The following is a 21737-nucleotide window of genomic DNA, read 5'->3' as shown; positions in this document are numbered from 1 at the left end:
AGGTTAGGCCTCTTTTCGCTCCAGACGGAACAGCGCCAGGGCCAGTCCAGAACAAAGCAATCCCGCGACCATCACCGGCAGCGGGGTGCCATTGAACATCAGGCCAACCGGCACAGCAATCACCACGGAGCCCATGGTGAACAGCGCGCCGATCACCGAATTGCCCATGCCCGCCATGCGGCCCAAAGGCACCATGGCCAGAGCATTCAAATTGCCAAAGGTAAAGGCGTTGATAAAGAACATCGCCACGGTCCAGACAAAGAACACGGCAAAGCCAAAGGAGGACGCATCCGCAACGCCCGTCAGGTTCAAGATCAGAGCGATGAGCGAGGCGGTGACGGCAATGCGGTAGCCCAGTCGGATCATGACATGCATGCCCAAACGGGTGACCAAATTGCCGTTGATGACGGCCCCGGCGGCGCTGAGGATGGCGGTGCCCCCGAACCAATAGGGGAAGCTGGCACCAAGATCGAAACTCTGGTCATAAATCTGTTGGACCGAGGAGAGGATGGAAAACATCTGAGCAAATCCAAGGGTCAGGATCAGGATGTAAAGCCGGACATTGTAGATGCCAAGCACATGACGGACGCCCTGTATCAGATCGCGCGGATTGAGTTTGCGATGATTTTCCGGGGCAAGGGTTTCGCTTTGGCGCAGACCAAACCACAGGGCGCTGATCACGGCCAAAAGCACGAAAGACGCGAAAATCCCGTGCCAGCCAAAGCTGCCAATGATCAAAGCGCCGACAGAGGGGGCGACGGCTGGGGCCAGCATGAAAATCGTCATCACGAAGGAGATGATTTTGGCCATATCACGCCCTTCATAGAGATCGCGCACCATGGCCACACCGACGGTGCGCGGGAAGGCGGCGCCAAAGCCCTGAAGGACGCGCCCAACAAGCATCATCTCCATGGAATGCGACAGCCCGGCAAAGATCGCGCCCAGAGCGTAGAGCAAAAGGCCAAACAGGATCAAAGGCTTGCGTCCGAAATGATCGGAGATCGGCCCGCTGACCAAAGTGCCAAACCCCATGCCAAAGACAAAGGCCGCAAGCACCAGCTGCGCCCGGTTTGGGTCGCTGGGGGACAGGTCAGCAGCGATTTCGGGCAGGCCCGGCAGCATGGCATCAATGGAGAAGGCAACAATGGCAAACAGCAGAGCCAAAAGAGCCGTGAATTCGAGTTGCGGCAAACGGCGAGGCATGGAGGCATCCTGTCAATAAAGGTCGCGGCACCTTATGAGGTGGGCCTTGATTTGACCAGTCAGCCGACTGCTTGAGGGGCTGTGCGTAGATGCGCAGACTCTCGGTTTGCAGCGAAGAGGAGCGCCAAACAGCCCAAGCAGGCGACGATCCAGACGCGATCTCCGCCAGAGATCAGCGCCAGTCCAAGAAAGGACAGGCCTTGGCCAAGGTATTGCGGATGGCGGATGTGGCGATATGGGCCTGTGTCGCAGGGTGCGGCGTCCGGGCAAAAGCCGCAGGTGGCTTTGAGGCCCAACGCCGCCGTGCCCCAACTGTGCAACGCTGAGCCGATCAGCGCCAAGGCGCCGCCGCCGATCCAGCGTAGCGGGTTTGGCAGGTCCAACACATTGCCGTCCTCTGCGCCCAATCGCACCAGTCCGACATAAATGCAGATGGTCAGCCCCCAAGACCAAATCATGGTGACCGCTTCGGCCACGGATCCGGCGCGGTGCTTTGGTGGCCAAATTCGAGCCGCAGGAAATATCACGGCATGGGTCAGGATCGTGATCCAGCCGAGGGCACCAAACAGTCCGATCCAAAGCCCGGATGGGATCATACCAAGGCCTGTGACGGGTCATCATCCTGATCGTCTGCATTCTGATCGTCTGCGGCGATCTGGGCAGTCAATTCGTCGTTCACCCGCATCCAAAGCTCGGGCGGTTGCGCGCCTTCGACGGCATGTTGATTGGCGACGATATAAAGCGGCACGGCGTTGACGCCACGCTCACGCGCGTGGGTGTCGCGGGTTTGGATGTCTTCGACATCGGCGTCCGAGAGCAAAAGGCGACGCACGGCCGCGCCATCCATTTCAACGCGTTCGGCCAGCGCGACCAGCGTCTCCACATCACCAATGTCGCGACCTTCCTGAAAATAGGCGCGATAGAGGGCGGAGACCATCGGCGTTTGACGGCCCTCGATCCCGGCCCAATGGATCAGCCGATGCGCGTCCAAGGTGTTGGGTGTGGTCTTGATCGCCAAAAGATCGACCTTTGGCATTTCCTTTAGCATCACCTCGATGATCGGCAGGTAGGCTTTGCGCGCCCGCTCCGCGCCGCCGAATTTCGCATTCAAATAGGCCTGCCGCTCCATGCCGCCCTTTGGCATCGTCGGGTTCAATTGAAACGGATGCCATTGCAGCGCGAAAGGGTGATCGGGGCGGGCCTCTAAGGCGCGGTCAAGCCGGGCTTTGCCGATGGCGCACCAAGGGCAGATCGGGTCGTGGAAAATATCAAGCGGGATCACAGGCGAGATCATGGGCGGACTCCGAAGGGCTGAGGCGTCAATTTGGTCTGGCGTACATAGCCCATGACGCTCCGAGGCGGGAGGGGTGAGAAAAGGAAAATATTCCGATGGCTCACATTTTCCAGTCCGGTGGATGTTCTCATTGACCTATATCTTGTGTTCAGGGCGGGTTTGCAACTTTGCAAACTGCGCGAATTCCTGATTTGTTCTTGATGCGTTCTGATGAAAATTATGGCTGTCAGGGGTGGAGATGTTACCGATTGGCGCGCGTGACGCGGCGCGCGACTCATGGTTAACTCACTGCAACGACTGATTTTTTAGTGTTCAACAAGGTTCATCATCATGGCGTATATCTCCGGCAAGCAGTTCAGCACCTTTCAGGGACGCGGCCCCAATGGGTCTTTTGAAACACTGTCTTTTCGTCGTCGCATGAGGATGCCTGTTGCGACGCTTGCGTTGGGTCTTTTGGCGGCTTTGGCGATTGCCGCTGGGGCGCTGGACACATTGGTGGCGCAGGTTCAATCGGACGGGTTGAGCCAGATCGAATTCTTGACCGGCGAATTGCCGATTGGCGACTAACGCCGAAGGTCATCACGTTTAGGGTCGGCGGAAACCTCACGAGCAGTTCCCCCAAGCTACCGCCCGTCCCAAGAACCCCCGAAGATGCGTGCAACAGCATCCGGGGGTTTTCTTTTTTGTCTCACAGGCGCTACAAGACGGCATGAGCGACACACCGACACCAGACACCAACCCGAACACCGCCCCGGACTCAGACCCGGACACACGCACCCCAAGCCTGATCCGATTGGCCCGCGAAAGTGGCGAAGGCGCACCCGATGAGGCGCGGCCTTTGGATTTGGGCCTGCGCGTGCGCGATCTGCGCAAGGCGCGGGGCTGGACGTTGGAACAGGCGGCGGGGCAGGCCGGTCTGGCGCGGTCCACCCTGTCCAAGATCGAAAACGGTCAGATGTCACCCACCTATGATGCGCTCAAAAAACTCGCAGTGGGGCTTGAGATTTCGGTGCCGCAACTGTTCACCCCGCCACAAAAGGCGCAGATTTCCGGCCGCATGGCGGTGACGAAATCGGGCGAAGGGGTGGCGCATCCGACGGCGACCTATGAGCATGAAATGTTGGCGACGGCGCTGACCAAAAAATCCATGCTGCCCTATCGCGCCACGATCCGGGCGCGGGATTTCGAAGAGTTCGATGGCTGGGTGCGCCATGATGGCGAAGAGTTTCTTTACGTGCTCACCGGGGTGATCAAATTGATCACTGAATTCTATGAGCCGGTCGAAATGCGCCGGGGCGACAGCGCCTATTATGACGCGTCGATGGGGCATAATGTGATCTCGGTCAGCCCGGAAGATGCGACGATCCTGTGGGTCACATCACTGGCGTAAGCGGCTCAGAACACGACCTTAGAGGTGGTTTTGACCACGCCTTTGGTGGCTTTCGCCCCCACGCGCGCCACGGTACAGCCGGACAGAGCCAAACTCAGACACAGGATAAGCACGGTGCCTTTCAAAAGCACCGCTTAGAACCACCCCTGAACCGTGCGCGAGGCGCCGGTGATGTCTTCGCCCACGCCGGCAACAGTGCCACAGGAGGCGAGCGCGAGGGTGAGGAGGATGAGGGCTGCTTTTCTCATGGTTTTCTTCCCAAAAGGCAAAGGTTGAGCGATCAGGTTTGGCGGATAAACGTGGCGGATCACTCCTGCCAATACCACGTCATTTCCCGCCACATAATCCAGTCGCCATAGAGCGGCAAGGTGTCATGATATTTTAGCTCTTTCACATGTGCGTCAAAACTTTCGTTCCAGGCATAGAGCGGAATGGCATAGCGGCCCGCCGTCAGCACCCGGTCAAGCGCGCGGGTGGCCGCCAAGCTGTCTTCGCGGTTCCCGGCATCCAACATTTTGTCAATCATCGCATCGACCACCGGATCATTGATCCCGGCAATGTTGCGCGAGCCGGGCGTGTCGGCGGCGGCTTGGCCGAAATAAGCGTATTGTTCGTTGCCGGGGCTGAGCGAGAGACCATAGCGCACCGGGGTCATGCCAAAATCAAACGTCTCCATCCGCTGCGTGTATTGCGCGGAATCGACGACGGAGATTTTCGGCGTGATGCCGAGGTGCAGCAGCATTTGCGTGTAGGTGTCGATGATCGACTGGTTTTCATCATCACCGACCTTGAGCACGATCTCAAAGGCAAAGGGCTGTCCCGCAGCGTTTTTCATCTGGCCGTTTTGGATCGTCCATCCGGCCTGTTCCATCAACCCAAGGGCCCGGCGCATCGCGCCCCGGTCCAATTCACGCCCGGAGGTCTCGGGCAGCTCATAGCCCTCAAGCGTGCCGGGCAAAAGCTGGTCTTTATAAGGGGCCAAAAGCTCGGCCACGCGGCCCTCGGCGGGACCGGGGCGCATACCAAGCGGCGAGTTGGAAAAATAAGAGGTGATCCGGGTCTGTTGGCTCTCGGTCTGGGCCTCGTTGATATAATCGAAATTGAACGCTTCGATCATCGCCTGACGCACGCGCCAATCGGCAAATTGCGGCTGGCGGGTGTTCATCGCAAAGCCGGTCATCCCGGTGGGGCGTTGATGCGGGATCACCGATTTGATCACGTCGCCACGCGCAACGGCGGGGAAATCATATTGGTCTTGCCAGGTCTGAATGTTGAATTCGCGGTGCGCATTCAGCGTTCCGGCCTTAAATGCTTCGATCACCAAAGAGGCGTCGGCGAAATATTCCAACCGGATGGTGTCCAAATTGGCCTGACCGCGCATGAACGGCACGTCCTTGCCCCAATAGTCCGGGTTGCGGGTCAGTTCGACAAACATGCCCGGCTGCACATCGGTGATCACATAGGGGGCGGACGAGACGGGGATCGTGTCAAAGCCGGATTGAGTGAAATCCTTGTCGTCCCAATAGGCTTTTTTCAGGATGGGCCGGATCGCGGTCAACAGCGGCAATTCGCGATTGGGGGTGTTGAAGGTGAATTTGACCGAGCGCTCGCCGGTCTGTTCCATGCGCGCAATCTGACCCCAAAGCGTGGCATAACGGCCATGGCCTTGGGTGCCAAGCGTTTCATAGGACCACATCACGTCTTCGACGGTGACCGGGGTGCCATCAGAAAACCGGGCCGTGTCACGCAGGGTGAATTCGACCCAAGTGCGATCGGTGTCGGTCTCGACGGTTTCGCAAAGCAAGCAATAAAGCGTGAAAGGTTCGGAAAACGCCTGTCCCATGAGGCTTTCGGCCATGAGATAACGCAATTGCCAAGGCGCTTTGCCTTTTTGAATAAAGGGATTGAGACTGTCGAAACTGCCGCCTTCGCCGGTGATGATCGCACCGCCTTTGGGGGCATCGGCATTGACATAGGGCAGGGCACTGAAATCGGCGGGCAATTCAGGATCGCCATACATCGCCAACCCGGTTTGCGGCGCGGCCGAAAGCGAGCTGGCCAAAACGCAAAGGGTGACCACCGCTGATGTTGTGCGAAGGGTTTGGAAAAACTGCTGTGCCATATCGCGAACAATGCCTTCGTTTTGCGTTATTATTGAAAGTGAAACTACGACGGCTTGGACATGAATTCAAACTTTTAGCTTGGAGTGCGGCGGAGAAACGCGTATAAAGACCTCACTGCTCGATAGGTTTCTTGCCTGTATGAAACCTGCCTCAATAACTCAGCGCCCGCCTTGTGCGGGCGTTTTTTTTGCCCTGACTTTGGGTAAACCCCAAGCAGGCTTGGCTGATCCGAGGATGTGCATCGGTCCAAACGCCGCCGCTTCACGCACAATCACGGTTTGCCTCGCCACAGTGTGACCCCGATTCTTTGCCGTAAATGTGATTCTCCCCTTTGTTTTGCACCCGCAGCACGTAAGTTATGAGGGAACAGATAAAGGAGACCTGCTATGAGCACGCAAACACCGCTTTCAGGCAAAACCGCCATCATCACCGGATCGAATTCCGGCATCGGGCTTGGCGTCGCCCATGAATTGGCCAAAGCAGGGGCGAACATCGTCCTCAATTCTTTCACAGACCGCGATGAGGATCATCAATTGGCCAAAGACATGGCCAAAGAGCACGGCGTTGAGGTCCGCTATATCAAGGCCGATATGTCCAAATCCGACGACTGCCGCGCCTTGATCGAGACTGCGGGGGCGTGCGATATTCTTGTGAACAACGCCGGTATTCAACATGTTGCCCCGATTGATGAGTTCCCGGTCGAAAAATGGAACGCGATCATCGCGATCAATCTCAGTTCCGCCTTTCACACCACCGCAGCCGCCCTGCCGATGATGCGCAAAGCCGGGTGGGGCCGGGTGATCAACATCGCCTCGGCGCATGGCCTGACCGCATCGCCCTATAAATCCGCCTATGTTGCCGCCAAGCACGGCATCGTCGGCCTGACCAAAGTCACCGCCTTGGAGACTGCCGAAGAGCCGATCACCTGTAATGCGGTCTGTCCGGGCTATGTGTTGACGCCGCTGGTGGAGGCGCAAATCCCCGACACGATGAAACAGTATAACATGGACCGCGACACCGTGATCCGTGAGGTGTTGTTGGATCGTCAGCCGTCGAAACAATTTGCCACCGTCGAAGAATTGGGCGGCACTTGTGTGTTCCTGGCCTCTGATTATGCCAAGCAAATCACCGGCACGACGATTTCTGTCGATGGTGGCTGGACCGCCCTGTAAGCGCAACGTGATGCGACCAACGTGATGCGACGTTGATCCCGCTGTGAGGCCGCGCTTTGGCCCGCTATGACATCCAAAGGCGCCCCCAACGCGGCGCGCCTTTGCCAATAACAGTCCCGGAAAGGGCTTCAGATGACGCGCAAACCCAAAATCAAACCAAAACAGATCAACCTCGCCTTGCAAGGCGGGGGGGCGCATGGGGCCTTTACCTGGGGGGTTCTGGACCGGCTGTTGGAGCATGACGAGATCGAAATCGCCGCCATTTCGGGCACTTCGGCGGGGGCACTCAACGGGGTGGCGCTGAAAGCCGGGATGGTGCGCAATGGTCGCGCGGGCGCTAAAGCGGCGCTTGATGATCTTTGGGGCGAGATGGGGGCGATCACCGATGTGCGCCTGTCCGCATGGTTGCGGCAATTCGGGCCAACCACGGAAATCATGACCAAGATGATGGAAGCGGCAATGCCGTTTAACTTCTTTGAATCCGTGACGACGATGATCAGCCCCTATGCCTATGGCATGTTTTATCAAAACCCGCTCAGACCCATCGTCGATGCGATGGACTGCGGCATTTTGCATACCGGCGCGGGACCCGCGCTGTTTATCTCCACCACCAATGTGCGCACCGGAAAAATCCGGGTGTTTTCGCATGATGAGGTGACAACGGATGTGGTTTTGGCCTCGGCCTGTTTGCCGGAATTGTTTCAGGCGGTCGATCTGACCGACCCGATCACGGGCATCACGGACCCCTATTGGGACGGTGGCTACACCGGCAATCCGGCGCTGTTTCCACTGTTTGAACCAGAATTTCCGCAAGATGTGGTGATCGTCAATATCAACCCGCTGGAGCGTCCGGGCACGCCGACCACGCCGGAAGAGATTCAAAACCGCATCAACGAGATTTCGTTCAACACGTCTTTGTTGCGCGAATTGCGCGCGGTGCAGTTTGTCCGCGAATTGATCGCCGAAAATCGGTTGCCTGAGGGCAGTATGAAAGACGTGTTGATCCATATGATCGCCGATGACGATCTGATGCAGGATTTGTCCTCACGCACCAAAATGTCACCGTCCCCGATGCTTTTGATGCGGATGAAAGAGGCGGGACGCGTGGCCTGTGATCGGTTTTTGGACGCGCATTTTGATGATTTGGGCAAACGCGCCAGTGTCGATCTCAAACAGATGTTTGGATGACGCTGCCAGACATATCACTGTTGTGGGCGTTCCGGCATAACCCTGAATCACGGGTTTATGCCGGAACGCTTTATGCCGGAACGCTTTAGGTCAACGCAGGTTCGGTTGGATCTTTGGAGTTTGGATACACAAGCCCGGCAGAAATCACCAGTTTGGCGGCATCTTCGACCGACATATCCAAAATCACCACGTCATGTTCCGGGAAAAACAGCAAAAATCCCGAGGTCGGGTTGGGTGTCGTGGGCACAAACACCGACAACATCACTTCATCGCTTGGCGTGCGTGTGGCGATTTCGCCTTTGGCGTTGGTCGAGACGAATCCGATCGCCCAGATGCCCCGGCGCGGGTATTCGACCAGACAGGCTTTATCAAAGGACGTGTCGGATTGTGAAAACACCGTTTCGGCGATCTGTTTGAGGCCGTTGTAAATCGACCGCACAATCGGAGTGCGATCAACAAGCCGTTCGGCCCAGCGGATCAGCGAGCGACCGACAAGACCCTTGGCAATCCAGCCGACGACGACGGTGAACAGCAGGAAAATGATCACGCCCACGCCGCGCAGGTTGATGTGAATTTGGTCCAAAGGATCGGAATAGCCCAACAAACGGTTGATCAACGCGTCGGGATGATAGGCCTGCGGCACAAAGGTCAGCACCCAGCCATCGACCCAGCCGATCACCGTCCAGATCACATAGGCGGTCAGGCCGATAGGGGCGACAACGACGAGGCCGGTCAAAAAGGCCGCGCGCAACCGTGCCCCAAGGCTTGGTTTGCGTGGAGGGAGGTGAGGGCCATCTTCAAATGGATTGGTCATCGCGATTTGTCACTGCATTAGGGGCGAAACCGCCAGTTTCCCAGAACTTAGGGTGGCATGGGCCCCGACACAACATGGCAGGCCCCTGAAAAGCGCGCGCCCCGCCATAATTCTCATGATTTTTACAAGCCGTCGCCGATCTGCTTACTTTGCGCACAGCGCGGCGGCGATCCTGGCCGCCAATCGCGCATTGTTGCGCACCAAGGCAATGTTGGAGGTGAGCGAACGGCCCTCGGTCAGCTCAAAAATCCGCTGCAACAAGAATGGCGTAACCTCTTTGGCGGAAATGCCTTGGGCCTCGGCTTCTTTCAATGCGGTTTCCACGAAGGGCATGATCACCTCTTGCGGGATTTCGTCCGCCTCCGGGATCGGGTTGGCCACCAACTGCCCGCCCTTTAGGCCCATCGCCGCGCGCACCTGCATGGCGCGCGCAATGTCTTCGGGACTGTCCAGTCGCAAAGGCGCTTTGAGACCAGAGGCGCGCGACCAAAAGGCCGGAATCTCATCTTGGCCATAGGCAATCACCGGCACGCCATGGGTTTCCAACACTTCGAGCGTTTTCGGAATGTCGAGAATGGCTTTGGGCCCGGCCGCGACCACGGTCACGGCGGTTTCACCCAGTTCCAACAGATCGGCGGAGATGTCAAAGGTCTCTTCGGCACCGCGATGCACGCCGCCAATGCCGCCTGTCGCAAAGACTTTGATCCCGGCAATCTCGGCGGCGATCATCGTGGCGGCCACGGTGGTGGCACCTGTGGCCCCAAGCGCGATACAGACAGGCATATCGGCGCGCGAGACTTTCATCACATTGCTGGCCTGTGCCAGAGCTTCCAGTTGAGTGTCGGTCAAGCCGATGTGCAACACGCCATCAAGCACGGCGATGGTGGCGGGCACAGCCCCGGCGGTGCGCACATCTGCCTCAACCATCCGCGCGGTCTCGACGTTTTGCGGGTAGGGCATACCATGGGTGATGATCGTCGATTCAAGCGCCACAATCGGCGCGCCTGTGTCCAAGGCGGCCACAACTTCGGGGGCGTACATCATCGGCAGGCCAGAGTTCAGATCAGTCATAGCGGGGTATCTCCAGAAACATATTGGGCTGCGGCGTTCAAGGCCTCGGTGAGGGCGTTTGCCTCATCCGCGCCTTGCATTTCGGCCGCAACATGGGCGGCCATAAACGTATCGCCCGCGCCAGTGACCCGCGCGACCAGCACGGGCGGCGGGGTTTGGGTGAGGACCATATCGTGACGGGCCATCGAGGCATCCTGGCCGCCATGGGTGACCAAAACGCGATGCGCGCCTTTGGCGACCAGCGCCTGCGCGGCCTGCGCCGAGCTGTCAAAGGTGGCGTGGGCCAAAAGCCCGGCCTCCTCAATGTTGACATATAAGGTGGCGCGTGGGTGATCGAGCAGCGGCAAAAGCCGTTCGGCCTTGCCGGGGCTGGCGGGCGCGATGCGCAGATCGGCACGGGCAAAGAGCGGTGAAATGGCGATCTCGCGCAAAAGCTGCGTGGTGAGATTGCCGTCAAGTGCGATTGGACCGTTATAAGGCGCCTCAAGGCTGCCCAGGCGCCCATCGGCAAGCGGTCGCAGAATTTTGTCGCCTGCCGCTTCCAGGGAATGCGCATCGGCAATGGCGGCGATCAACCCGTTGGCACCTTCGACCGCCATATAGGTGTCGGTCGGCAGGTCATCGGAGCGGTAGACATGATCGGTGCCAATGCCGCGCACGGTGGCCGCCTGAATCAATTCATCGCCCGCCGGGTCGCGACCGATGGCGGTCAACAAGTCCGGCGACAGGCCAAACCGCGCCAAGGCCATGGCAATATTCATCGCCACGCCGCCGGGAATGCGAATGATCCGTCCGGGCACATCCGAGCCCAACCGCATGGCGCGATCCGAGCGACCGATGACGTCCCACAACACGGACCCGATACAAAGGATATTATATGGTGTACTCATGGCCTTATCCATGACCGCAATTTTGACCGAATGGCAAGGATTGCCGACGATCCACCCTGTAAATTTGCGGTCCAAATGCCGCCTCAAGCACGCCTGCGGGCAAAACACCGGTGTTTGGACGGGCAGGGGCTTGCACTTTGGAAAATTCACATCTATATGCGCGATCACTTCACAGGCGGAGGCGGGCCTTCGGGGGAGACATCCTCGACAGGTCCACCGGTTGAGACATCAGTCTCGGAACCTCTGCTCAGGCGTTAAACCGGAAAAGGATTATGGACATGACGCTTCCTGATTTCTCGATGCGTCAGCTTTTGGAAGCTGGCGTACACTTTGGTCACCAAACCCAGCGTTGGAATCCGCGTATGCAGGAATTCATCTATGGGGAACGCAATGGCATCCACATTTTCGACCTGACACAGACCTTGCCCATGTTGGAGCAGGCGTTGCAGGTTGTGCGTGATACCGCTGCGAAAGGGGGCCGCATTCTCTTCGTCGGCACCAAACGTCAGGCCGCGGGCCCCGTTGCCGAAGCCGCTGAAAAATGCGCACAGTATTACATGAACCACCGCTGGCTCGGTGGCACGTTGACCAACTGGAAAACCGTGTCCCAGTCCATTCAGCGTTTGAACATGATTGATGAGTCGTTGGCAAACGGCGCAGAAGGCCTCACCAAGAAAGAGCGCCTGAACATGGAACGCGACCAAGCCAAACTTCAGGCCTCCCTCGGCGGGATTCGTGAAATGGGCGGCGTGCCGGATCTTCTTTTCGTCATCGACGTGAAAAAAGAAGACCTGGCCATTCTCGAAGCCAAAAAACTCGGCATCCCGGTTGTGGCCGTGGTTGACTCCAACTGTTCCCCGAACGGTGTGGATTACATCATCCCGGGCAACGATGACGCATCGCGCGCTATTTCGCTTTATTGCGATCTCGTCGCGCGTGCCGCTTTGGCTGGTATGACCGCTCAGATGGGTGCCGCCGGCGTTGACATCGGTGCCTTCGAAGAAGCGATGGCTGAAGAAGCCGTGGCCGAAGCCGAAGCCTCCGAGGCCTAATTTGACGACCCGCTGCGCGATTTGCGCGCGGGCGTTACAAAATTGATACGGGGGCAGGGTAAGCCCGCCCCCGAGACTGATCAAAGACATTCGAGGAGAGCCGATATGGCAATCACTGCTGCAATGGTGAAAGAACTGCGCGAAGCAACGGCTGCGGGCATGATGGACGCGAAAAAAGCGCTCACCGAAACCGATGGCGATTTCGAAGCCGCTGTGGATTGGCTGCGCACCAAAGGTTTGGCGAAAGCCGCGAAAAAAGCTGGCCGTACGGCGGCTGAAGGTCTTGTGGGTGTGGCTGTTGACGGTGGCGTTGGTGTCGCTGTTGAAGTCAACTCTGAAACCGACTTCGTTGGTAAAAACGCCGAATTCCAAGCCATGGTCAAAGACATCGCGTCTGCGGCTTTGGCGGCTGACGATCTTGAGGCGCTCAATGCGGCTGAAGTGAACGGCAAAGCGGTGTCCGAGATCATCACTGACAAGATCGCGACCATTGGCGAAAACATGGGTCTGCGTCGCATGGCCAAAATCGAAGCCGCATCCGTTGTGACCTATGTCCACAACGCAGCGGCTGACGGCATGGGCAAAATCGGCGTTCTCGTCGGCCTCAATGGCGCAAACGATGCGTTCGGCAAACAGGTTGCCATGCACATCGCGGCGGCCAACCCGGCGGCTCTGGGCGAAGCGGATCTTGATCCGGCCATCGTCGAGAAAGAAAAGCAAGTTCAGATCGACATCGCGCGCGAATCTGGCAAGCCGGAAAACATCATCGAGAACATGATCAAAGGCCGGATGGCGAAATTCATCGCTGAATCCACACTTTTGGGTCAGGCTTTCGTGGTGAACCCCGATTTGACCGTTGAAGCGGCTGCAAAAGAAGCTGGCGTGGAAATCACCGGTTTCGTGCGTCTCGAAGTCGGCGAAGGCATTGAAAAAGTGGCAGAAGATTTTGCCGCTGAAGTTGCCAAAGCGGCTCAAGGCTAAAGCGTTCCGCCATAAACCTGTCTCACGGGTTTATGGCGGAACGCCCACACCATTGATATGTCTGGTGGCGTCACGCCTTTCCCCTGTCTCAGGTCAAAGGCGTGACGCTTTAAGTCACAGTCGCGCAGATTGTGAGATGAATGGGGTCGGCCTGCGGGTCGGCCCTTTTTTATGGCGCGTGGCTATGAGCAAATTTTCGGGCATTGGAGCAGGGGTGGTTCCGATGTAAAAAGGGAGCGCAAAGCCGATCAATAGGCCCGCACCCCCTGTAGGACGTCGGTAAGCGAAATGACGTGTGCGATCCCAACCCCCCCGTTCCAAAGGCCAAGCCTCGAAAGCAGGAACACATTCAGTTTCCCATAAGATCGGCCAAGGCGAAACTACGGCAATCCTTACCTTTTGATCAAACCGTGAACATTTGGTTGTGAAAGGATGCCTTGAGCACCGCCTGCGCGGTGGTATCAACGCCCAGAGATTCACGCGCCAGGCGCAGGTGCTTTTCCACGGTGGCCTTGTTGAGTCCTAAAATTTGCGCCGTATCCGCCACGGTTTTCCCATCTCCGATCCACTCAAGCACCTCGCGTTGGCGTGACGTCAAAATCCGTTGTGGCATCGGCATGGTGATGATTTTCAAATGGGCCACACCGCAGACCAATTCAATGTCGCGCCCTTTTTCGGCCCAAATCGCATCGGCATCGGCTTGGGTCCCCACAAAGGGCTGTACCGATATGCCAACCGCGCCCTTGGCCCGTTTGAGCGCATTTTGAAACGCGATTGTATATCCGGACGTGACGCCAAGTGACCGATTATAAAGGGAAACCTCACGTTCTTGCGCAGTGAGATTATCAAAGTTTTCATTGATCCAACTCCAGGAACAGGTGCCAACATTGGTCAGCGCCCAATGCACCATTGGCCCGTTGCGATAGCGCCCTTCAAGGAAATATCCCTTCATGTAGTCGGCGCCGAAATTGGTCAAAAACAAGTGGTCGTTGTCGTCACCAAAGCCCGAGTCACTGTGGAATCGGGTAAAGCCGTACAAGATATGGGTGAATCCAGCCTCTAGCACAAAGTCCAGCATCCGCTCCCACACGTCTTGCACTGTGGTCGCGTCAAGAATGCTGTGTAGTTTTTCTTCGGTCGTTCCATCACCCATGCCTGAAGTTTAATGATCAACATAGAGCACAGACAAGGGGCGTCTTGCGTCAGCTTTGACATCTGTACAAAACGCGGCATGTTTGCCGCATATGCACCGCCGGTTACGACGTCACATGCGCAAGCAAGAGGCAACTTTCCGAGTTGAGTACGCCGGGCACCTCGCGGATTTCGCGCAGAACCCGGTCGAAATTCACCAAACTGTCGGTTTTGATCTCGACCACCAAATCCCATGATCCGTTGGTGGCATAGACGGTTGAGACCTCTGGAATGCGAGTCAGGGTGCGGATCACGGTGCGGGACATTTTGCCCTGAAGTTCGACCAATGTGATGGCTTTCACCTCGCCTTCGACATCGACGTCGGTTTCGATGGTAAAGCGCCGAATGCGGCCCTCCGCCACCAACGCGTCCAAGCGCGTGCGCGTGGTGGTGCGGGACAATCCGGCCACCTGCGCCAGTTCTGTGATCGACATGCGCGCATTCATCCGCAAAGCTGCAATCAGGGCTTGGTCGGAGGCGGAAAGGGGCGTCATGTTCATTTTGTCCAAACATCTGATCACTTTGACCAATAATATAGTTCATATGATCAATAAGTCAGTACATTTTGTCACCTCCCTCGTGCATCTTTATCAAAACCAAAGGAAAAGCCATGACACGCACCTGCATGACACGCACCTGTTCGATTCTCGGCGCTCCGGTTGAAACCGGGGCCTCTCAGCCCGGTTGCTTGATGGGTCCGGCCAGCCTGCGCACCGCCGGATTGGCCCGCACAATCCGCTCTTTGGGCTGGGAGGTCTTTGACCTTGGCGACGTACACGTCGCGCCACAGCCACCTGTGCCCCATGCCAATCCAGCCGTACACAACCTGTCTGACACGATCGCATGGATCGAGGCATTGGAACCCGCCGCCTATGCGGCCGCCAAGGCCTATGATCTGCCGATTTTCATGGGCGGCGATCATTCGATGGCGGCGGGCACCGTGCCGGGAATCGCGCGCTATGCGGCGGAGCAGGGCCGGCCTTTGTTTGTGCTCTGGCTCGACGCGCACCCGGATTTGCACACGCTTGCGAGCACCGAGAGCGGCAATTTGCACGGCACGCCGATGGCCTATTACACTGGACAGGCGGGGTTTGACGCCTACCCAAATCTGGCCGCCTCTGTGCCGGTTGAAAACCTGTGCCTGATGGGCATTCGCTCGGTAGATGAGGCAGAACGCAATACAATCAGCGCCTTAGGAATCGAAGTTCATGATATGCGTGCGATTGACGAAACCGGGGTTTTGACGCCTTTGCGCGGATTTTTGGACCGTGTGGCGGCGGCCAACGGTCTGTTGCACCTCAGCTTTGATGTCGATTTCCTCGATCCGGCGATTGCGCCCGCTGTCGGCACCACCGTGCCGGGCGGCGCGACCTTTCGCGAGGCGCATCTGATCATGGAAACGCTCTGTGACAGTGGGCTCGTGACCTCGCTCGACCTTGTGGAATTGAACCCGTTTTTGGACGAACGCGGACGCACGGCAAAGCTGCTGTGTGATCTGACGGCCAGCCTGTTTGGCCGTCGCGTTTTGGACCGTATGACCCGGAGTTTTGGATGATGAATACGCCGCAACCCTCTGAATTGGCTTATGTTCCCTTTGTCTCCGTCGCCAATATGATGCGCCTTGTGCACAGTCTTGGCGTTGATCGGTTCTTGTCGGACTTGGCCGCCTATATCGAAGAGGATTTCAAACGCTGGCCGGAGTTCGACAAAACCCCGCGCGTCGCCTCGCATTCGCTTGAAGGCGTGATCGAATTGATGCCGACGGCGGATGCGGAGCTTTATGGTTTTAAATACGTCAATGGCCACCCGAAGAACATGAAAGAAGGATTCCAGACCGTCACGGCCTTTGGGGTTTTGTCTTCAGTTTCAAATGGCTATCCGGTGCTGCTTACGGAAATGACGCTGCTCACGGCGCTGCGCACGGCGGCGACCTCTGCGCTGGTCGGGCGGTATTTGGCGCCAAAAGGCGCGTCGGTGATGGCGATGATCGGCAATGGCGCGCAATGCGAATTTCAGGCGCTGGCCTTTCGCGCGCTTTGTGGCATCACCCGCTTGCGGCTTTATGACATCGACCCGGCGGCCACGGCCAAGGCCAAACGCAATCTGGAGGGGCAGGGGTTTGACATCATGGCCTGTTCTTCCGCCCAGGAGGCGGTTGAGGGCGCGGATGTGATCACCACCTGCACCGCTGACAAACAATGCGCCACGATCCTGACCGACAATATGGTCGGGCGCGGCCAGCATATCAACGCGATTGGCGGCGATTGTCCGGGCAAAACCGAGCTTCACAAAGACATTTTGACGCGGGCGCAGATTTTCGTCGAATACCCGGAACAAACCCGGATTGAGGGCGAAATTCAACAGCTTGCGGCGGATCATCCGGTCACAGAGCTGTGGCAAGTGATGCGCGGCGAGGTGCCGGGGCGCACAGGTGCCAACCAATTGACACTGTTTGACAGTGTCGGCTTTGCGATTGAGGATTTTTCCGCCCTGCGGTTCGTGCGCGATAAAGTGGCGGGGACCGCGTTTTCCGAACCGCTTGATCTTTTGGCCGACCCGGACGATCCGCGCGATCTGTTCGGGATGCTCACCCGCGCCGGATAAAGAAAAGCCTCCCGCATCATTTGTGGGAGGCTTTATCTTTCAGAGACTTAGGAGGCGTTTAGGACAGCCCGCCAAAGCACATGTTCTTGATCTCAAGATAATCGTCACAGCCGTATTTCGACCCTTCGCGGCCCATGCCGGATTGTTTGACGCCGCCAAACGGTGCCATTTCAGTTGAAATCACCCCGGTGTTGATGCCGACCATGCCGGTTTCAATCGCTTCGCCCACGCGCCAGGCGCGGTTCAGGTCGCGGGTGTAGAAATACCCGGCCAAACCGAATTCGGAGGCATTGGCAAAGCTGACCGCTTCGTCTTCGGTGTCGAATTTCACCAAGGGTGCCAGCGGGCCAAAGGTCTCTTCGGTGGCGACTTTCATCTGTTGCGTCACGCCCTTGAGCAGGGTCGGTTCAAAGAAGGTCCGACCCAAATTGGAGCGCGTGCCGCCCATGACAACTTCCGCACCTTTGGCGATCGCATCGGCAATATGATCTTCGACCTTCGCGACGGCTGCGGCGTTGATCAGCGGCCCGGTGTTGACGCCTTCAGCAAAGCCATCGCCCAGCGACAGGGCACCCAGAGCCACACCGAGTTTTTCGGCGAAAGCATCATAGACGCCGGCCTGAACATAGATGCGGTTGGCGCAGACGCAGGTCTGGCCGTTGTTGCGGAATTTCGCCAACATCGCGCCTTCGACGGCGGCATCCAGATCGGCGTCGTCAAAGACGATGAACGGTGCGTTGCCGCCAAGTTCCATCGACAGTTTCTTGATCGTCTCGGCCCCTTGACGCATCAGGATTTTGCCAACGCGGGTCGACCCCGTGAAGGTGATCTTGGCGACTTTGGTGTTGGCGCAAAGCTCCGCCCCCATGCCCGACGCGTCCAGCCCCGGCAACACGTTGAACACCCCCGCAGGCACGCCCGCGCGTTCGGCCAAAACGGCCAAAGCGATGGCGGAGAGCGGGGTGAATTCGGACGGGCGCGCCACCATGGTACAGCCCACAGCGAGGGCCGGGGCCATCTTGCGCGCCAGCATCGCGTTGGGGAAATTCCACGGCGTGATCGCGCCGACAACGCCCACCGGTTGCTTGATGATCACCATGCGTTTGTCGGCTTGCGCGCCGGGGATAAGATCGCCGTAGACGCGTTTGGCCTCTTCCGCGAACCATTCGATATAGGACGCACCATAAAGGATTTCGCCCCGCGCCTCGGCCCAGGGTTTGCCCATTTCCATGGTCAGGATCGTGGCCAGATCGTCGGCGTTTTCCACCATGAGATCAAAGAGTTTGCGCAGGATCGCGGAGCGGTCTTTGCCGGTTTTGGCCGCCCAGGCGCGTTTGGCCGCATACGCGGCATCAATGGCCATGCTGACATCTTCGGCGGACATATCGGTGACATGGGCGATGATCTCGCCGGTGGAGGGGTTCTCCACCGGGAATGTCGCTTTGCCTTCGATCCAGACGCCATTCACATAGGCACGGGTTTCAAACAGACTTGGATCTTTCAGTTCGCGCATCTTAGGCCTTTCTGGCGGCAGCGACCGCCTCAGTCAAAAGGGTCATGGCTTCATCAAACACGGTCTCTTCGATGGTGAGCGGAGCGAGGAAGCGGATGACGTTTCCATAGACGCCACAGGTGAGCAAAAGCAACCCGCGCTTCAAGGCTTCAATACGGATTTTGCCGGTCAGCTCCGGGTTTGGTTTGCCATCGGCGGTGAGGAATTCGGCGGCGATCATAAAGCCCGGACCGCGGATATCCGCCAGTTCCGGCGTGGTTTTTTGGATCTCGGCCAAGATGGATTTGAGTTTGCCACCGAGCATTTCGGCACGATCACACAGGCCTTCGCTCTCGATCACATCCAAAACCGCATTGCCTGCCGCGATCCCCAACGGGTTGCCGCCATAGGTGCCGCCCAAACCGCCCGGATTGGGCGCATCCATGATCTCAGCGCGGCCAGTGACCGCAGAGATCGGGAAGCCACCGCCAAGGCCTTTGGCCATGGTCGTGATATCGGCCGCCACACCATACTGCTCCATCGCGAACAGTTTGCCGGTGCGGGCAAAGCCGGTTTGCACTTCGTCGGCGATCATCACGATGCCATGGGCGTCGCAGAGCGCGCGCAGGCGGGTGACGAACTCGGCCGGGGCCGGATAAAAGCCACCTTCGCCTTGAACCGGTTCAAAAATGGCGGCGGCGACGCGGGCCGGATCGAGATCGGCTTTGAACAGAGCCTCAAGGGCGGCAAACGTGTCATCGACAGAGACGCCATGCAGGGCACAGGGGTAGGGGACGTGGAACACGTCGGACATCATCGCGCCAAAACCGACCTTATAAGGAACAACTTTGCCGGTCAGCGACATGCCCATAAAGGTGCGGCCATGAAAGCCACCGCCAAAGGCGATCACGGCGTCGCGTTTGGTATAGGCACGGGCCACTTTGATTGCGTTTTCAACGGCTTCTGCGCCGGTTGTGACAAAAATGGACTTCTTGGCGAAGTCACCCGGCACTTTTTCATTCAGCCGTTCGGCCAGGCGCACATAGGGCGCATAGGGCAACACTTGGTGACAGGTGTGGGTGAAGGCGCCGAGCTGTGCGGTGACCGCTTCGATCACTTTCGGATGGCGGTGACCGGTGTTGACCACGGCGATGCCTGCGGCAAAGTCGATCAAACGATTGCCGTCTTCGTCCCAGACTTCGGCATTGAGCGCACGGGTCACGAAATGATCGGTCATAACGCCAACGCCACGGGCAAGAGCGTCAGCGCGGCGGGTGGCAAGCTCGGAATTGGTCATGGGAACAGCCTTTCACATCTGTGTTTGAATCTACGCTATGCGGGATTTGAATATCGCAATAGTCTGTTTCTTTCTGTTTTTAAGTCCTTATAATCATAGGGTATTGAATCGAAAGTTTGGATATAATGAACACCTCCAACACCGAAACATCCGCGACTCACCATCAACCGCAGTCCGGTGTTCAGGACGATCTGGCACTTGGGCATCGGCTGCGTGTGTTGCGTGATCGTGCCGGGCTGTCACAGCGGGCCTTGGCCAAAAAGGTCGGCGTGCCCAATTCGACGATCTCCTTGATTGAGTCCGGCAAGATGAATCCCTCGGTCGGTGCGCTGCGCAAAATCTTGGATGGCATTCCGGTGCGGATGTCAGAATTTTTTGCCTTTGAGCCTGATCCTGAACGGCAGATTTTCTATGCGGCGGAGGATCTTGTGGAGATCGGCAAAGGCAAGCTGTCGCTCAAACAAGTGGGATCAACATTGTTCGGGCGTGCGATGATGTTGTTGAAGGAAACCTATCAACCGGGCGCGGATACAGGGCGTGTGATGTATGGGCATGAGGCGGAGGAAGGTGGCATTGTGATCTCTGGCCGCATCGAGATCACCGTGGGCGAAGAGCGAAAAATTCTGGGCGCAGGCGATGCGTATTATTTTGACAGCCGCACACCGCATCGGTTTCGTCAGGTTGGGCCGGAGCCCTGTGTGATGTTCAGCGCCTGCACGCCACCGACGTTTTAGCGGATGTGGTGATCTGTGGAGATTGGAGTATAATGTCTATATTACAAAGCCTTATTACACGAAGTTCCGGTATCATATTATCCAACTAATATACATAATACCAATTATAGGACTTTTTGATTTAGACCGGTGGATTCACAAACGAAGTGCAAATTCTTTACTAAAACAGAGAGTTGCACGGAGGATGAAGAATGGAACCCCACTACTGTCACCTGAAGCTGGACGAACGTCGCAAGCTTGCAAAGTGGCTTGAAGCCAAAATGCCGATTTCAGAGATCGCGGATCGACTGGGTCGCGACCCGTCCACGATCTACCGAGACATTAAGCGTAATCGGTACACGGACGACGAACTGCCTGAGCTAAATGGGTATCACGCGCTCGTCGCTCAGGACAAATATGAGCAGCGCCGCGCGATCCATCGCAAGATGATCATTCACCCTGATTTGAAAGCCGCCATCGAAGACCGCCTGAAGGCTGGCTGGTCGCCCGAACAGATAGCCGGCCGGATGCGGATCGAACGGCACCCGATCCGCGTGAGCCACGAGACGATCTATCGCTTTGCCTATTCCAAAGACGGTCGCAAGGAACAGTTCTACCGCCATCTCCCTGAGCATCGCCGCCGCCGCCGGCCGCGTGGTTACCGCAGGCACAACAGAACCCACATATTCGACGTTCAAAGCCTGTCACACAGGCCTGAGCGCGTCTCAGAACGCTTAGAATTCGGTCATTGGGAGTGCGACTTGGTGATGTTCCGCAAGGAGCATGGGAAGGTAAACGTGACGTCACTGGTTGAGCGCGTCAGCCGCTATGCCGTCGTGATGCGTAATGAAGATCGCCAATCCAAACCGATCATGGAGTCCCTGATCAACGGGTTGGCTCCCCTGCCCGCCGACGCGCGCCAGTCGATCACCTTCGACCGCGGCACCGAGTTCTCGGCCTGGAAACTTCTCAAGGCCGGGATCGGTGCGGATGCCTGGTTCTGTGACCCGCAAGCGCCCTATCAGAAAGGCACTGTTGAGAATACGAACAACAGGCTGCGCCGATACCTGCCAAGATCAACCGCACCGACGGCGCTGACAAATCGATATTTGAGGTCGATTTGCCACCGCCTCAACGCAACGCCGCGCAAGTGCCTTGGCTACCGGACGCCCGCTGAGGTCTTTGAAAGCAACCTGATGGAAATACAGAACCGGTTGGAGTAAAACGAGATATCAAGAACTGCACTTCACTGTGAGTTCACA

General features: G+C 57.6%; 22 protein-coding genes. 10 read left to right on the top strand and 12 right to left on the bottom strand.

Annotated elements, in window-relative coordinates; translation table 11 throughout:
- Positions 1 to 3: 3 nt before the first annotated feature.
- The 3 genes from BLT54_RS00110 to BLT54_RS00100 are packed head-to-tail and all read right to left on the bottom strand — an operon-like array spanning position 4 to position 2497.
- The gene (locus BLT54_RS00110; RefSeq protein WP_074639893.1) at positions 4 to 1203 is read right to left on the bottom strand and encodes a multidrug effflux MFS transporter; all 1200 of its coding nucleotides are present in this window, start codon (positions 1201 to 1203) and stop codon (positions 4 to 6) included.
- Positions 1204 to 1262: 59 nt separating this feature from the next.
- Complete coding sequence (locus tag BLT54_RS00105; protein ID WP_074639891.1) at positions 1263 to 1799, bottom strand: methyltransferase family protein; 537 nt, start codon at positions 1797 to 1799, stop codon at positions 1263 to 1265.
- The gene (locus BLT54_RS00100; protein WP_176832790.1) at positions 1796 to 2497 is read right to left on the bottom strand and encodes a DsbA family oxidoreductase; all 702 of its coding nucleotides are present in this window, start codon (positions 2495 to 2497) and stop codon (positions 1796 to 1798) included. The genes BLT54_RS00105 and BLT54_RS00100 overlap by 4 nt, the downstream gene beginning before the upstream one ends.
- Before the next feature lie 330 nt (positions 2498 to 2827).
- Here BLT54_RS00100 and BLT54_RS00095 point away from each other — a divergent pair, with 330 nt between their 5' ends.
- Together BLT54_RS00095 and BLT54_RS00090 are read left to right on the top strand one after the other, a co-directional pair.
- Positions 2828 to 3064 (top strand): hypothetical protein, encoded by a 237-nt coding sequence (locus BLT54_RS00095; RefSeq protein WP_074639889.1) that lies wholly within the window; start codon positions 2828 to 2830, stop codon positions 3062 to 3064.
- A gap of 142 nt (positions 3065 to 3206) precedes the next feature.
- Positions 3207 to 3887, top strand: a complete 681-nt coding sequence (locus BLT54_RS00090) for a helix-turn-helix domain-containing protein (RefSeq protein ID WP_074641300.1) — start codon at positions 3207 to 3209, stop codon at positions 3885 to 3887.
- A 134-nt stretch (positions 3888 to 4021) separates the two neighbouring features.
- Here BLT54_RS00090 and BLT54_RS00085 read toward each other — a convergent pair whose 3' ends face one another.
- Positions 4022 to 4135: an entericidin EcnA/B family protein gene (locus BLT54_RS00085; RefSeq protein ID WP_074641297.1), complete on the bottom strand. Its 114-nt coding sequence runs from the start codon at positions 4133 to 4135 to the stop codon at positions 4022 to 4024.
- A gap of 59 nt (positions 4136 to 4194) precedes the next feature.
- Positions 4195 to 6009, bottom strand: coding sequence for an extracellular solute-binding protein (locus BLT54_RS00080; RefSeq protein WP_074639887.1), 1815 nt, complete (start codon positions 6007 to 6009; stop codon positions 4195 to 4197).
- A 387-nt stretch (positions 6010 to 6396) separates the two neighbouring features.
- Between BLT54_RS00080 and BLT54_RS00075 the strand changes: the two genes are divergently transcribed.
- Together BLT54_RS00075 and BLT54_RS00070 are read left to right on the top strand one after the other, a co-directional pair.
- Complete coding sequence (locus BLT54_RS00075; RefSeq protein WP_074639884.1) at positions 6397 to 7182, top strand: 3-hydroxybutyrate dehydrogenase; 786 nt, start codon at positions 6397 to 6399, stop codon at positions 7180 to 7182.
- 132 nt (positions 7183 to 7314) lie between these two features.
- A complete protein-coding gene (locus BLT54_RS00070) occupies positions 7315 to 8370 on the top strand; it encodes a patatin-like phospholipase family protein (RefSeq protein WP_074639882.1) in 1056 nt (351 codons plus the stop codon).
- 85 nt (positions 8371 to 8455) lie between these two features.
- On the opposite strand, the gene BLT54_RS00065 is transcribed toward BLT54_RS00070, so the two are convergent.
- The 3 genes from BLT54_RS00065 to BLT54_RS00055 form a co-directional block, all read right to left on the bottom strand.
- On the bottom strand, positions 8456 to 9184 hold the full coding sequence (locus BLT54_RS00065; RefSeq protein WP_074639880.1) for a DUF502 domain-containing protein: 729 nt from the start codon (positions 9182 to 9184) through the stop codon (positions 8456 to 8458).
- 144 nt (positions 9185 to 9328) lie between these two features.
- Positions 9329 to 10255, bottom strand: a complete 927-nt coding sequence (locus BLT54_RS00060; RefSeq protein WP_143026696.1) for a pseudouridine-5'-phosphate glycosidase — start codon at positions 10253 to 10255, stop codon at positions 9329 to 9331.
- On the bottom strand, positions 10252 to 11145 hold the full coding sequence (locus BLT54_RS00055; RefSeq protein ID WP_074641294.1) for a PfkB family carbohydrate kinase: 894 nt from the start codon (positions 11143 to 11145) through the stop codon (positions 10252 to 10254). The genes BLT54_RS00060 and BLT54_RS00055 overlap by 4 nt, the downstream gene beginning before the upstream one ends.
- Before the next feature lie 278 nt (positions 11146 to 11423).
- On the opposite strand from BLT54_RS00055, the gene rpsB reads away from it, so the two are divergent.
- Both rpsB and tsf read left to right on the top strand, forming a co-directional pair.
- Positions 11424 to 12197, top strand: coding sequence for a 30S ribosomal protein S2 (rpsB, locus tag BLT54_RS00050; RefSeq protein ID WP_074639877.1), 774 nt, complete (start codon positions 11424 to 11426; stop codon positions 12195 to 12197).
- Positions 12198 to 12302: 105 nt separating this feature from the next.
- The gene (gene tsf, locus BLT54_RS00045) at positions 12303 to 13178 is read left to right on the top strand and encodes a translation elongation factor Ts (RefSeq protein ID WP_009571125.1); all 876 of its coding nucleotides are present in this window, start codon (positions 12303 to 12305) and stop codon (positions 13176 to 13178) included.
- Between the two features lie 403 nt (positions 13179 to 13581).
- Here tsf and BLT54_RS00040 read toward each other — a convergent pair whose 3' ends face one another.
- Both BLT54_RS00040 and BLT54_RS00035 read right to left on the bottom strand, forming a co-directional pair.
- Entirely contained in the window at positions 13582 to 14331 is a 750-nt protein-coding gene (locus BLT54_RS00040; protein WP_074639874.1) for a helix-turn-helix transcriptional regulator, read from the bottom strand.
- A gap of 103 nt (positions 14332 to 14434) precedes the next feature.
- Positions 14435 to 14863 (bottom strand): Lrp/AsnC family transcriptional regulator, encoded by a 429-nt coding sequence (locus BLT54_RS00035; protein WP_009571123.1) that lies wholly within the window; start codon positions 14861 to 14863, stop codon positions 14435 to 14437.
- A 131-nt stretch (positions 14864 to 14994) separates the two neighbouring features.
- On the opposite strand from BLT54_RS00035, the gene rocF reads away from it, so the two are divergent.
- Positions 14995 to 15924, top strand: a complete 930-nt coding sequence (gene rocF / locus BLT54_RS00030) for an arginase (protein ID WP_074641290.1) — start codon at positions 14995 to 14997, stop codon at positions 15922 to 15924.
- Positions 15924 to 16973 (top strand): ornithine cyclodeaminase, encoded by a 1050-nt coding sequence (locus BLT54_RS00025; RefSeq protein WP_074641288.1) that lies wholly within the window; start codon positions 15924 to 15926, stop codon positions 16971 to 16973. Before rocF ends, BLT54_RS00025 begins: the two co-directional genes overlap by 1 nt.
- Positions 16974 to 17031: 58 nt before the next feature.
- Here the strand turns inward: BLT54_RS00025 and BLT54_RS00020 are convergent, their stop codons facing one another.
- Positions 17032 to 18486, bottom strand: a complete 1455-nt coding sequence (locus BLT54_RS00020; RefSeq protein WP_074639872.1) for an NAD-dependent succinate-semialdehyde dehydrogenase — start codon at positions 18484 to 18486, stop codon at positions 17032 to 17034.
- Between the two features lies 1 nt (position 18487).
- The gene (locus BLT54_RS00015; RefSeq protein ID WP_074639869.1) at positions 18488 to 19762 is read right to left on the bottom strand and encodes a 4-aminobutyrate--2-oxoglutarate transaminase; all 1275 of its coding nucleotides are present in this window, start codon (positions 19760 to 19762) and stop codon (positions 18488 to 18490) included.
- Between the two features lie 125 nt (positions 19763 to 19887).
- On the opposite strand from BLT54_RS00015, the gene BLT54_RS00010 reads away from it, so the two are divergent.
- Both BLT54_RS00010 and BLT54_RS00005 read left to right on the top strand, forming a co-directional pair.
- Positions 19888 to 20496 carry a cupin domain-containing protein gene (locus tag BLT54_RS00010; RefSeq protein WP_218129358.1) on the top strand — a complete coding sequence of 203 codons (609 nt, stop codon included), beginning with the start codon at positions 19888 to 19890 and terminating at the stop codon, positions 20494 to 20496.
- Between the two features lie 191 nt (positions 20497 to 20687).
- A complete protein-coding gene (locus BLT54_RS00005) occupies positions 20688 to 21698 on the top strand; it encodes an IS30 family transposase (protein ID WP_074639867.1) in 1011 nt (336 codons plus the stop codon).
- Positions 21699 to 21737 lie beyond the last annotated feature (39 nt).

The organism is Celeribacter baekdonensis (assembly GCF_900102315.1).
Lineage (GTDB): Bacteria > Pseudomonadota > Alphaproteobacteria > Rhodobacterales > Rhodobacteraceae > Celeribacter > Celeribacter baekdonensis.
This window is presented reverse-complemented; position numbering and strand designations above follow the sequence as displayed.